Here is a 13,225-nt window from a genome sequence, read left to right on the forward strand (position 1 = left end):
TTGGTTTACTGATTTTGGAGGTATTGCGCGACCTACAGATGCTTATATTACCTACTGGGACGGTCTTGAGTGGATCAATGTTGGCAACGTAGGATTAGCTTTAAACCAATTTAATGCTATTGGAAATTTAAATTTTAAAACTAAGAAATTAAGGGTTTATTTTAAGAGCAAGACAGCGACTGGTATAGTTGAATTTCAAGTTTTTGGTGTAGAAACAACCCAATGTGATCCAACAGGACTGACAGCCGCTGTTGAAGTAAATAACGGAAGCCAAAAACCGCTTAATTATGCTGTTGTTTCCCCAACAGAAAGTGTACAATTTTTAGCTTCAATTGCAAACAATCCAACGGGCGGTAAAATGAAATGGACCGGTCCAAATAATTTTGTATCGAACGACCAAAACATTACTTTATCTAATTTACAAATAGAAAATTCTGGAACCTATCGTTTTGTATATATTAATGAATGCGGTACCGAAAGTACTCTATCTTTTTATTTAACTGTAAAAGAAGACAATAGTGATTTCAGTACATGGCCAAGTTACGATACAACGCTTCATTATGATTTTAAAAGCGACTATCCTGATTTTCCAAAACCTACAAAAAATTTAGAAGAGGATTATCCAAATTATAATGGTTGTAATGGCGTTAAATCTACTAATGTGGGTTCATGGACTTTTGTACAAGGACCAAATGCTAACACTTTAGTCACAGATACGGCTGTCGATTTAATGCTAAAACGTCTAGACAGCGACTTTACTTTTCTAAGAGATAATATGGGCTGGCCTCCAGACAAGTTGTATAGAGCAGGATATCGCAGTTCTGTGTATTTATTTGGATCTGGTCTCTGTACTGACACAGCTTCAAATACAGATTTAGGAGGATGGCAGAGCGGCGTCGGCACTCCAGATGGAGAGAGCTGGCCAATGGTTCTTTTATCTTATTATCCAGTTGCCAGTTTCGATCCTAATACCACTTTCCCAGATGCACAGTATCAAACTGGGGCTTGTGTTCATGAAGGCATACATGCAATTTATGCTTCCCTTCCTGGATGCAGAAAATCAGCGTGGTTTCACGAAGGCTCAAATGTTTGGCTTCAAACGGTTTTAGACATCAAAAAAACAGGAAGTACAGACTATAGTAATGTCGATTTAGGATGGTTAAGTGCTGGTTCTGTTATCGCGCCTTTTATTCCTATAGAATGCTATAGCGGTTGGCTTCAAGATGGTTCATTTGGAGGGCCTTCTGCCGAGGGTGTAGATTCTGGAGTTCAAAATTCGGAGGGAGTAACTTTAAGATTAACTAGAGATATCATTGGAGGAGTGCAGTACAGCTCTGTGTTTCCAACCTTTTTAGGAGAAATTGTGGATGAAAAAAGTTTGCCGTGGGTTTGGAATTATTGTGAAGGACGTGTATTAGAAGGCATTGCAAATGGTAATGGTGTTGTTAACGGTTTAGGAGATGCTAAAACACGTAAGATGGTTCAAGAATATAGAGCGCGATTGGCATTATCTGATTTCGGAAAATTCGAACAGCCAATTTTAAGTTTGTATCGGAATAATATGGGACGCGAATTAGGTCCTGAACAACCGGCTCTAATTAATGTGGAAAAATGGAAAGCGACGCCTTATGCTGTAACTACTACAGATGAGGACGGATACTTAATTCCACAAGAAAAGACCCTTCCTGGATGGTCTGGCGCTAATTTTATTCCTATTCATGTTCAGGGAAATCAAGTCGCCGTATTTTTTGAGCCATTAGGCGAAAATATGTCGATTCAATTATGTTATCGTACCAAAGAAGGAAAGACTGTTTATACGCGACCAGTTTATGCGGGAGATTGTACGATTTCTTTCGCTCAAGGTGTTCCTGCAAATGGCGTTATATTTGCCGTAATTTGTAATTCAGATTATATTTTTGAAAATAATGATACTCGTAAAAAGAAGTTTAACTATAAAATTAAACTGGAAGAAGGCGCTGTAAGTACTGCCAGCGTAGATAAAAATTGGTGGGATTGGAAAGCTGTTATAACCGATAATCTTGCCGTTACCGATTTTTCAAATTCTTCTTCCAACTTTTTGGTCTATCCAAATCCAACTAATACTGCTTCTTTACTTAATATTAAATTATCAAATGAAAGTGCTCGCAACCTATAATTTAGTAATAACTAACAGCGACGGTCAAGTAGTATTTGAAAATAAAAACTACAATCTAGAAGAACAATACCATACTGGTAATTTGTCAAAAGGTATCTATTTTGTAACTATTCAATCTCAAAATTTTAAAGAGACTAAAAAGATTATTGTAAAATAATAGTGCTGGCGAAATAAATTAGTTTAATATTTTACTGCACTTTTCAATTGGAAGGTGCAGTTTTTTTTGTCATTTTCATAAAATAAAAAAACTCCAGCGGAGCGACATATTATAGATTATAAAAATGTCACTCCTCCGGAGCTTTTTATATTGTAGAAATATATTCTTTGCTATACATATTTCGCTTCTCCGAAGCTTCTAAAAAAACTATCCCCTTTTAAATCGCTCTTTAAACTAAAAAGAAACAAATGAAAAAACTCCAGCGGAGTGACATATTATAGATTTTAAAAATGTCACTCTTCCGGAGCTTTTTATATTGTAGAAATATATTCTTTGACATACATATTTCGCTTCTCCGAAGCTTCCAAAAAAAACTATCCCCTTTTAAATCGCTCTTTAAACTAAAAAGAAACATCCATACAAATCATTGTCACAGCAAAGACTCCATCAGGGTAAAATATTTATAGAATTTCAATAAAACAAATGAAAAAACTCCAGCGGAGTGACATATTATAGATTTTAAAAATGTCACTCTTCCGGAGCTTTTTATATTGTAGAAATATCTTCTTTGCTATAAATATTTCGCTTCTCCGAAGCTTCTAAAAAAACTATCCCCTTTTAAATCGCTCTTTAAAATAAAAAGGAACATCCATAAAAATCATTGTAACAGCAAGGACCCCAGCGCGGTAAAATATTTATAGAATTTCAATAAAAAAAATAAAAAAAAGCTCCAGCGGAGTGACATATTATAGATTATAAAAATGTCACTCCGCTGGAGCTTTTTATATTGTAGAAATATATTCTTTTCTATACATATTTCGCTTCTCCGAAACTTCCAAAAAAAACTATCCCCTTTTAAATCACTCTTTAAACTAAAAAGAAACATCCATAGAAATCATTGTAACAGCAAAGACCCCAGCGGGGTAAAATATTTATAGAATTTCAATAAAAAAAATAAAAAAAGCTCCAGCGGAGCAACATATTACAGATTATAAAAAATGTCACCCCTTCGAAACTTTATATTGTAGAAATATATTCTTTGCTATACATATTTCGCTTCTCCGAAACTTCCAAAAAAAACTATCCCCTTTTAAATCACTCTTTAAACTAAAAAGAAACATCCATAGAAATCATTGTAAAAGCAAAGACCCCAGCGGGGTAAAATATTTATAGAATTTCAATAAAAAAATAAAAAAAGCTCCAGCGGAGCTACATATTATAGATTATAAAAATGTCACTCCTCCGGAGCTTTTTATATATTGTAGAAATATATTCTTTTCTATAAATATTTCGCTTCTCCGAAGCTTCTAAAAAAACTATCCCCTTTTAAATCGCTCTTTAAACTAAAAAGAAACATCCATAAAAATCATTGTCACAGCAAAGACTCCATCGGGGTAAAATATTTATAGAATTTCAATAAAACAAATGAAAAAAGCTACAGCGGAGCAACATATTACAGATTATAAAAAATGTCACCCCTTCGAAACTTTATATTGTAGAAATATATTCTTTGCTATAAATATTTCGCTTCTGCAAAGCTTCCAAAAAAAAACTATCCCCTTTTAAATCGCTCCTTAAACTAAAACGGAACATCCATAAAAATCATTGTAACAGCAAAGACCCCAGCGGGGTAAAATATTTATAGAATTTCAATAAAACAAATGAAAAAAGCTCCAGCGGAGCGACAAATGTATCATATTCACTTCGTTATTACTTTTTTGTAATAATTGCAGACCAGCCTCCGCCAGAAGCCATTTTGGCATTTACCTTCGTGTTTTTAGTAACGGCTGTTATTTCTTTTTTATAATCTTGTGCAAATGTTTCTGCATTAATACCGTCTGAAAATACTTCCATTGAAAAATTTCCCTCACCAAGGAAAGAAAGATCAATTGGTAATTCCCTCGCATCTGCATCTGTCATTCCTCCAATAAACCACTTATCTCCTTTTTTTCTTGCCACTACAATATAATTTCCAACAGAACCATGAAGCACAACGGTCTTATCCCAAACTGTTGGAATTTGAGTAATAAAATCAACAGTTTCTTGTTCTTTGTAATAAGTCGACGGCGATTCGCACATCATTTGCAAAGGCGCTTCATAAACGACATACATCGCCACTTGATGCGCGCGTGTTCCCATAGTCATTGGATTATTAAAACTTATGGCAAAGTTTTTAGGCTGTTTATTAATCATCGAACCTGGTGTAAAATCCATAGGTCCTGCCGCCATTCTAATAAACGGAATCGTTACGGTATGTTCCGGCGTAATTTCATCACTCCATTTGTTGTTTTCATTTCCTCTTACACCTTCGTAATTCAATACATTGGGATACATTCGGTGTAAACCGGAAGGCTTAAATGCACCATGAAAATCTACTAATAATTCACGTTTGGCGCATTCTCTGGCAATCTGCTCATAAGAGTTTACCATATATTGATCGTTACGCCGCATGTAATCAATTTTTATTCCCTTTGCTCCCCAGTTTTTATAAGTTTCTAGAATTTGTAGTAAGTTTTGATCTAACGGTTTCCAAAGCACCCAAAGAATTATTCCGACTCCTTTTTCTTTTCCATATCTAATCAATTCTTTTACATCCATTGCGGGATTAAAGTCAAGAATTTCAGTAGTCGATTTTGTCCAGCCTTCATCCAGAATTACATATTCTACTTTATTCGCTGCAGCTGAAATCTATAAAATATTTATACGTTTCTGTATTTAAACCTGCTTTGAAATCGACACCGTAAATATTATTGTCATTATACCAATCCCAAGCTACTTTTCCTGGCTTAATCCAATCTGTATTTTTAAGCACGTTGGGTACCGCCAGCTGGTAAGATAAATTACTTTGTACAAAAGTGCGATCGTCATCACTTATAATAAATACGCGCCAAGGGAAAGCTCTGCTTCCGCTTGTTTTGGCAATATAATCTGCTTCTTTTGTAATCGTTTGTATACGATCTGATTTTCCGTTCTTATCCACTGCTTCTAAAACATATTTTGGAAATACAGCATCTAAAGTTGTGTTTCCGTTACCCTTTAAAAACAGACCAGGATAATCATGAAGTGCCGTTTCTGTAAATAAAACTTTAGCTTTAGGAGTAGTAAACAAAACAGGGAGACTGCAAAAATCTTTTGAAGCAAGATCTTTTAAAGATTTATCTAAATACAAGCGCTCATTATGAGAATACATCGATTCCTCCTGCGGAAATAAAGAACGCGATCCTTCAGGAAATGATAGGGAAACTTTCTCTGAAACTACATTTCGTTTTTCTTTAGCTTCATCTATAAACTGATAAGCCACTCCGTCATTATAGACACGGAAATTAAGCTTGTAATTTCCCTGATACGCAATAGAAAGCTCAGTATATTCGTCTTTGATCTCAGCATCTTTGATTGGTATTATTGCATGGATATTTTGAGACACATTTTTAACGGTCTGTTTTTTAACCTTCGAATTAAATCCAAAATTTGTTTTAGATGAAAAGGTCATTCCTGCTTCTGCATTCTCAATAATTAAATTTCCATTTAATAAAACTGACCAATAGATTTTGTCAGAATTAACCACTTCTATTTGAATTCGTCCATCAGGAGATTTAACCTCATAAGTTTGAGAAGAAGCTTTTAATGCACATAGCAGTAAACCGCATAAAATAAGTACTCTTTTTTTCATTTTTGAATGCTATTATTTTTAAACTATTTTTTAGAAGGTCCTTTCGTTACTTTAGGAGTAGTTTGTTTCATCAGGTTTACAACCTCATCTTTACTTAAACCATAATCGTACATTTTCAACGATGCCATAAAACCAGAATAATTTTCTCCAATATCTGATGCACCAATTATAATTTTAGCTTTTTTTATCGCCGATGACAACATCATATTTTGAGCATTATCAAGTACGCCGTCTACATAAATTTTCTCTACCACACCATCAAAAGTCAAAACAATATGATGCCATTTATTTTGTTCAGGCACTTTGTTGTATTTCATATCAAAATGACCATCTAAATGCATATGCAGCACCATAGTGCCCGCTATTATAAGCCATTGCATTAAAAGAATTTGCCAGATTATATTCGGTACGATCACACCAAGAGGCCAGAATTTCTCCTTCTTTGGATACTTCTTGATTTTTTACCCACACAGCAACAGAGTAAGAACCATTCCACGCCAGATTTTCAGGAACTGCTTTATCAAGTTTCAAAGAGCCTTTTACAAAATTAAGAGCCTTAATTTTATCTTCTTTATCCCAAGAGATGTCCACATCTCCAGTTTTCGTAAAAACACCTCCTAAAGAACCTTTATTAGGTAAACTGCTAAATGAACTACCGTATTTTTCATTAATAACATCTAGATCTAACAGCATTTTATGAGAACTTAAAGTCGCGGGTGCTGTATTCGATTTTTTGTTTTGTAATTGCAGTGGGAGCTCAAATAATTCGCTGTAGACTTTTATGTTCCAAACTGCCGCATAAAGTCCTGCTTTTTCTGTACCTAAAACGGTTAGTTTTAAGAAACGAGCGGTCACATTATTATCATCAATCATTGGACTTCCAGAAGTACTATTTTTCGATTTATCGGCATATAGCCGCCAGTTTTTTCCATCTTTAGAAAATTCTAATTTGTATTGATAATAATAACTTGCAAACTCAAATTGAGTCGTTACCCTCTTAATTTGTTTCACACTGCCTAAATCAATCGTTAAATCCTGCGGAAGAGCATTACTGCCAGCTTTCCACATTGTAGCATTATTATCATCTGCCGCAAAATCTGGTTTGTATTCGTAATCGTATTCTAGCGATTGCAAATGATAAAAAGATGATGTCGCTGTCTGGGCATTGAGTGCTATGTTTTCTGGAACATTTGTTTGTACAGTTTTTTCAATACCGATTGAAGTAGGAATTACTTTTCTAATGGTCGAATCATTTTCAAAAATCATTTTATCGATACAAACTTGCCTTGCCAGACCTCCACGTGTCATTGGATAATCATGTTTATGATAAACTATATAATAATCCTTTCCATCTTCTAATACCGAATGATGTCCCGGCCCGTGCGTCGTTTTGTCTTCGCTTGTACTCAAAATTGGGTTATTAAGTCCTTCTTTAAAAGGTCCGTAAGGAGAATCAGAATAAGAATATCTCACATTATAAGTTTCATCATGACAGGAAGCTCCAGAATACATTAAAATGTATTTATTTCCTTTTTTCATCATGTACGCGACTTCAAAGGGTTCAGGAGTCTGACTTAATGGAATATTTTTGGAATTTATCATATCTTTCATCGTAGAATTGTTCAACTCTCCTACTGCATATCCTCCATTATAATGTACCCAAGTTCCCCAATAACCATATATTTTACCATCGCTGTCTCTAAAAAATTGTGCATCTAATGACGGAAAACCTTCTCTTGGATAGCCATTAGAAATAACGGGTTCATCATTTTCATTAAGTTTTTTCCAAGGTCCAACTGGTGTATCAGAAACGTAACCGTAGATGTTACAGCCAATTTCACAATTTCCAAAATACAAGTAGTATTTACCATCATTTCCAACCACAATATCTGGCGCCCAAAAATTGGTAATTGGTTTTGCTGTAAAAGACGGTATTTCCATAGTATAATTATACCAGTTTTTTAAATCTTTACTATACCACACAGTTGGAGCTCCAGATGCCAGCATTTCATTATCAGTGGTAGCGTAGATGTAATAAATATCTCCAAACTTTTTAATTGTAGGATCTGCATAATAGCCTGGCAGAATTGGATTTCCAGCCGAAGAAACAGCTGTCTCAACTTTGTTTTGACCAATACCCTGTAATGTAAAAACAAGTACAATAAGGCTGTAAATTATTTTTTTTCTAACATGGCTAATAAATTAATTTGAAGAGCTTTAAATGATATCAATATTTCCAGACAAGTACATCGGAAGTTTTGATAGTTTTGTTTCCAATAATTGTAGTCGCATTTTTTGGTAAACTGATTTCATAGTTTTTATCCGAATAATTGACTGCAATACCAAAACCATCACGATATTCTACCATTACACCCTCAGGATAATTTTCTATTGCCACATTTTCCTTTTGATATAATTTTCGCAATACTTGTTTTTCAAGGTCGCCATTTTTAGAATCTACACCAATGTAGGTTACTGTTCCTTTACCTAGACTTCTAGAAATTACTGTCGCTTTTCCTGCATAAAACTCACTTCCATAAATTGCCCAAACGTCTGTTTCTTTATTAGGTTTTAATAAATCTCCCCAGCTTGTCCATGCAAACTCCTGATTATTAAACTTTATGACGCCTGGAGACTGAGGCATTAACAAATCATAAGATTCTATTTCTGATCCGATTAAATTCCACATTGGTTCGTAAAATTTAGCTTCCCAAAGATGCCCCTGACGATTTTGAATTCCTGATCGACAGCTCAATACCAAGTTCCCGCCATTTTTTGCATATAAAGTCAACTGGTCAATCATTTTTTGGTCAATCATTTGATAGGCAGGAACAACCAAAAATGGATAATTAGAAAAATCGGTAGTATCCCGAACAAAATCAACCGGTGCGCCAAATGATTTAACTGCCTTATAGTATTTTAAAAAATGGCCAATGGTGTTCCATTCTTTTGTCTGTTTGTTTAATTCGATCCCCATAACATTATCAGCATTAAACAAAATTCCAGTTTTGCGTTTTAAATAGTAATCTGGCAATGCCGCTTTAGCATCATACATTTTACGCAGTGTACCTATTTCTTTAATAAACTGATTAAATTCTAAACCGCCTGGTGTTGGTGTTACCCCATCTGTACCAACAATTCCGTAATGATATTGCTCATAACCGTAGAGCGGCGCACGAAAACGATAGGTACAGGCAAATTTACTTCCACCTGCAAAAACATGCCATAACCACATTCGAACGCTTCCCGGCATTGGTCGCGGATTTATACTTCCCCAGTTTACTTGTCCTGGTCGCAATTCCATACAGCCATACATTCCTTTTAAAGGACGAAAAAAGTCATTTGACATACCAATACTAGTATAATCTCCTAAACGATAACCTTGTGAACCAATTCCTAAACTTCCTCCGTAAACCAAATATCGTGTGTAACAATCGAAATCCAGTTCTTTACTCATTCCAACAAAACTTTCATTATAATTGGATCTGTAGTTAGAAGTTATCCATTGGTCTTTACTTGCAAATTTGCGTATGGTAATGGCCTGTGAATCCAGAAAAGTGGCTGTTTCTTCATCCGCAAATCGATAATGATCTAACTGCGAATGTAAATTCATTCCCCATTCTTTATGGAGCGGAATATTAATTTGTTCAAAATCAGTATACGTTCCACTCCAGAAATTATTTCCCCATGCGGTATTTAAAGCATTAATAGATTTGTATTTGTTTTTTAGCCAATTTCGATAACGCTGTTGCGCATCGGTACCATAATCCAGAAAGCGTGCTGGTTCATTATCTACCTGCCAGCCCATAATGTTTTTATTATTACCATATCTTTTTGCTAATTGTTCAATCATCTTTAAAGAATAGGTTCTATAATAATTACTTGAAAAAGAAGCATGTCGCCTTGAACCATGATCTGTTTTGGTGCCATCTTCGTAAGTTGCCAGTATATCTGGATGTTTCCGAACCAGCCACACAGGAGGTGTAGCGGTCGAGGTACACATTACAATTTTCAGTTTATATTTAACTGCAATTTCTACCGCTTTATCCAGCCATTTAAAATCATAAACACCTTCCTCAGGTTCTAATTGTGCCCAGGCGAATTCACCAAAATGAGTAAACTCAAAGCCCATTTCTGAAATCTTTTTCAAATCTCGGTCCCATTGGCTCTGGTCCCAGTGTTCGGGATAATAATATACACCAACGGTAGTTAGATCTTTCTTTGGGAAAAATTTTTCAAAATTTTGGGTCGCAAGCATTTAAACTGATCATTATTAAAAACAATCCCAGCAAAAATCTCTCGAAAAAGTTTTTTTTTGATCTTATATTCATTTATCGTTATAATTTAATTTTGACAGTTTTATTTTTCAAAGCTATTTCATACGCACCTCTAACCTTTGGATAAGCAAGCTGTATATCTTTGTTAATTCTTAAATAAGCATTTGGAGTAAATTCATTTTGACTGCTTAAAGTAATTTCAACTTCATCCGTTTTGGTATTATAAGTAATCGTATCAAAAGTTCCTGCATCTAATGTCAGCCACAATTGTTTTGGCGTAATAAATACTTTAGATTTTGCGAGCAGTAGTTAATTTTACCTGAACTAAATCACCTTTTACAGTAATATTACCTCCAAAAGCCAGCCAGCCTAAATCATTATCTTTCGCAATATAAGTTGCTGTATTTACAGCGTAACCATAAAATCCAGAACCATAATCACCAGACAAATAATCAATTCGTAACTCTGTCGGATAAGAATGAAAAGTCGCAGAACCAAATCCGTCTTCAGTAATGTTCGAAATTCCACCTAAAAGTCCGCCGTAACCCACTTTTAATAAATACAAATCATCTGATTTTTTTCTGTATTGTTTCAAAACCGGAATCGCATTTAAAGAAGATCCATAATGATGAATTTGACGTTCTACTCTTGATAATTTTCCTCCGTACAAGAAATCCCAGTATCTGCGTGCATTACCATTATACGCCCAGTGAGGCATTGTTGGCATGTAAGCTAAGATTGCGTTTAAGGTTACATCTGCTTTTTCATCATAACCAAAATAATCGGACCACATATACACTTCTTCCTGACCTGTCGAGTCCCATGGCATTTCGCTTCCAAAAGGATAATCAAGCGCTTTCCAATGATTGGCTCTGTCTTTCATTTTTGCTTCTAAATTGGAAGCCATTTCTGTAAGATTTTCATTTTTCAAATCTTCTAAAATCAGTAAAAATACCGAACCTTCCATTTGACCAAACTGAGCATAATAAGGAGCAAGTTCTGTCATTGCGATTGAGGTATAATAAGCTTGTTTTAAATACCAGTCCCATGTCCTATTTTCTACTAAATCTTTATTATAGCGCGCCAATCTGTACATCGTCCAATAGGTCGCGCTACGTGAGGATAGTTATAAGATCTTCCGGGATCATTTGCTTCTTTATGTTTCCAGGTCGCCCAGCTGTTATAATTTACATCTTTGCTGTAAGTCCCTTTTGGCAAGGAATCTGGTTCATAATAAAAAACGCTTTTTTTAACACCGTATTTATTTTTGCCCTCGCTGTATTGAATATTGCCCCACAGGGTTTTATCAACAAATTGTTCTAACTTTTTAATTTCTTCTTTATCAGGCTGAATATGTCGCTTCATAATTGCGACCAGCCAGCCTCCTGCAGCCGCCTTCGTCACTTAAACCAGCAACCCAAGCCCTGCTGTCTTGAGTAAGTCGCTTTTTGGTTTCGTAATCGTAACTAATTATCGAAGGATTTCTTTTGAAAATTGGATCTGGCTGATCAAACCACTGCTCGGTTGTTAAGAAGTGGCCAAAATCTTTAATAACCTCATTTTCAGGTTTAATGATTTTATAATTAATGGTTTGTTTGACACCATTTTTATAATTGATGGTTAATCTCGCACGTCCCCATTTTATGCCATGAACCGTATATTTTTTTAACCCTTTTGGCGTTTTTCCGTTTTCTTTTATTTGAAGAGCTCCTTTAGGTTCAATTTCAAATGAGCTCACATCCTCTTTATAATTCAAAAATAACTGTGACTGAATATCTTGTGGCAAGACATATCCAGGTATACTTGTTGCAACAGGAAGTTCTTCTTTTACAAGCGTATTTTGTATGTCTTCAATTCCTTCAGAAAGTACTAGTTTAAATGCAATACTTTTAGACTCTTTTGGTTTCAATAGTAATGAAGTTGGTACATTCCACTGTTGTGCATTTTTCCATTCATTTTCTGCGTAAGCTTTACTGTACACCATCCATTCATGAAAACCTTCAAAAACAATACTTCGCGGCGTTGGATCATCCAATAAAGGACGGTATGCCTCAAATGCCATATTTTCTTTTGGAAGCACTAGTAATGCAGGTCCTTCACCACTTAATCTTTTTACTTCCAAATATCCCGCATCCATTCCGATATAAGGATCAAAAAATACATTTTGGGCATGAGTTTCATTTAGCGATTTACCTTCTAAAATATTATTGAAAACCATAGGAATACCCAATGCACCAATCTCAATCGTACCAGCTGATTTATTTGTAATCTCAAATCTCATTACCAATTCACCGCCGTCAATTTCATAAAAACGTTTAACTGTTACTGGAATATTATTTGGCGGCGTATTAGCCAAATCTGCGTACGCCAATACTTTTGCTGAAGTTTCTAAAGGCGTAACTGCTTGGCGTTTTGTCGCTGTCGAAAAGCTCTGCCAATCACCATTTCCTTCTTTAATTTTTAAATTAATATCTCCCAGATGATAAAGTCCATCTTTATCTCTAATTTCAAGTCGGTCACTAGGCGTAAAATCAAAATTTAGATTTTTAATTGGCCTTAAACCCGCTACTGTCTGCGATGCTTTTACCAGCTTTAATTGAAAAGCGGGCGTATTTATTTTTTGATAAACTTCTGCAATACCCAAAGAAGGTTCTTTTTGTTCAATTTTACTCCAATAATCTTGAGCCTGGATAGTGATTGTACATCCTAAAAATAATAATAAACCAAGTCTGTATTTTTTATTTCCCATCTTTGTTTTATGCTTGTTTAATTTTGTTTTTTGTTTTGTTTTCCCTTTATCCAGCTTATTTTAAAGTAACATCCAGATAAACCGAATGGCGCCCGTATGTATTGTAAAAAGGTTTAAATTGTACTCCATCAATAACAAACTCCAATTTCTCGGTATCTCCTTTTATTGATTTATTCAAATCTTTAGCATCTAATGTTACTTTACGCCACTCTTTAAG

The 13,225-nt window shown here is 34.9% G+C and carries 10 protein-coding genes and 1 pseudogene; 2 read left to right on the forward strand and 9 right to left on the reverse strand.

What is annotated here, in order from left to right:
- Positions 1 to 358: 358 nt before the first annotated feature.
- Positions 359 to 2,155, forward strand: coding sequence for an immunoglobulin domain-containing protein (locus ACZZ95_RS20930; RefSeq protein ID WP_463470503.1), 1,797 nt, complete (start codon positions 359 to 361; stop codon positions 2,153 to 2,155).
- Positions 2,139 to 2,312 (forward strand): T9SS type A sorting domain-containing protein, encoded by a 174-nt coding sequence (locus tag ACZZ95_RS20935; RefSeq protein ID WP_463470504.1) that lies wholly within the window; start codon positions 2,139 to 2,141, stop codon positions 2,310 to 2,312. Before ACZZ95_RS20930 ends, ACZZ95_RS20935 begins: the two co-directional genes overlap by 17 nt.
- Before the next feature lie 1,710 nt (positions 2,313 to 4,022).
- On the opposite strand, the gene ACZZ95_RS20940 is transcribed toward ACZZ95_RS20935, so the two are convergent.
- The 9 genes and pseudogenes from ACZZ95_RS20940 to ACZZ95_RS20980 all read right to left on the reverse strand — a co-directional run bounded on the left by ACZZ95_RS20940 (position 4,023) and on the right by ACZZ95_RS20980 (position 13,186).
- Positions 4,023 to 5,000: a glycoside hydrolase family 97 catalytic domain-containing protein gene (locus ACZZ95_RS20940; protein WP_463471730.1), complete on the reverse strand. Its 978-nt coding sequence runs from the start codon at positions 4,998 to 5,000 to the stop codon at positions 4,023 to 4,025.
- A complete protein-coding gene (locus tag ACZZ95_RS20945; protein ID WP_463470505.1) occupies positions 4,981 to 5,982 on the reverse strand; it encodes a glycoside hydrolase family 97 N-terminal domain-containing protein in 1,002 nt (333 codons plus the stop codon). Before ACZZ95_RS20945 ends, ACZZ95_RS20940 begins: the two co-directional genes overlap by 20 nt.
- Before the next feature lie 23 nt (positions 5,983 to 6,005).
- Positions 6,006 to 6,335, reverse strand: coding sequence for a LamG-like jellyroll fold domain-containing protein (locus ACZZ95_RS20950; RefSeq protein ID WP_463470506.1), 330 nt, complete (start codon positions 6,333 to 6,335; stop codon positions 6,006 to 6,008).
- Complete coding sequence (locus tag ACZZ95_RS20955) at positions 6,301 to 8,181, reverse strand: family 43 glycosylhydrolase (protein WP_463471731.1); 1,881 nt, start codon at positions 8,179 to 8,181, stop codon at positions 6,301 to 6,303. The genes ACZZ95_RS20950 and ACZZ95_RS20955 overlap by 35 nt, the downstream gene beginning before the upstream one ends.
- Before the next feature lie 28 nt (positions 8,182 to 8,209).
- On the reverse strand, positions 8,210 to 10,240 hold the full coding sequence (locus tag ACZZ95_RS20960) for a beta-galactosidase (protein ID WP_463470507.1): 2,031 nt from the start codon (positions 10,238 to 10,240) through the stop codon (positions 8,210 to 8,212).
- A 79-nt stretch (positions 10,241 to 10,319) separates the two neighbouring features.
- Positions 10,320 to 10,526: a DUF5695 domain-containing protein gene (locus ACZZ95_RS20965; protein WP_463470508.1), complete on the reverse strand. Its 207-nt coding sequence runs from the start codon at positions 10,524 to 10,526 to the stop codon at positions 10,320 to 10,322.
- 22 nt (positions 10,527 to 10,548) lie between these two features.
- A pseudogene (locus ACZZ95_RS20970) lies at positions 10,549 to 11,624 on the reverse strand (DUF5695 domain-containing protein).
- Entirely contained in the window at positions 11,602 to 13,008 is a 1,407-nt protein-coding gene (locus ACZZ95_RS20975; protein WP_463470509.1) for a DUF5695 domain-containing protein, read from the reverse strand. Before ACZZ95_RS20975 ends, ACZZ95_RS20970 begins: the two are co-directional and overlap by 23 nt.
- 55 nt (positions 13,009 to 13,063) lie before the next feature.
- Entirely contained in the window at positions 13,064 to 13,186 is a 123-nt protein-coding gene (locus tag ACZZ95_RS20980) for a hypothetical protein (RefSeq protein ID WP_463470510.1), read from the reverse strand.
- Positions 13,187 to 13,225: the final 39 nt, after the last annotated feature.

This window comes from Flavobacterium sp. AC267, from assembly GCF_979258715.1.

What these genes read in the sequence shown, in the direction of transcription:
- ACZZ95_RS20950 (WP_463470506.1), bottom strand. Translation starts at nt 6,335, where the DNA reads ATGGTGCTGCATATGCATTTAGATGGTCATTTTGATATGAAATACAAC.
- ACZZ95_RS20975 (WP_463470509.1), bottom strand. Translation starts at nt 13,008, where the DNA reads ATGGGAAATAAAAAATACAGACTTGGTTTATTATTATTTTTAGGATGT.
- ACZZ95_RS20930 (WP_463470503.1), top strand. Translation starts at nt 359, where the DNA reads ATGAAATGGACCGGTCCAAATAATTTTGTATCGAACGACCAAAACATT.
- ACZZ95_RS20945 (WP_463470505.1), bottom strand. Translation starts at nt 5,982, where the DNA reads ATGAAAAAAAGAGTACTTATTTTATGCGGTTTACTGCTATGTGCATTA.
- ACZZ95_RS20960 (WP_463470507.1), bottom strand. Translation starts at nt 10,240, where the DNA reads ATGCTTGCGACCCAAAATTTTGAAAAATTTTTCCCAAAGAAAGATCTA.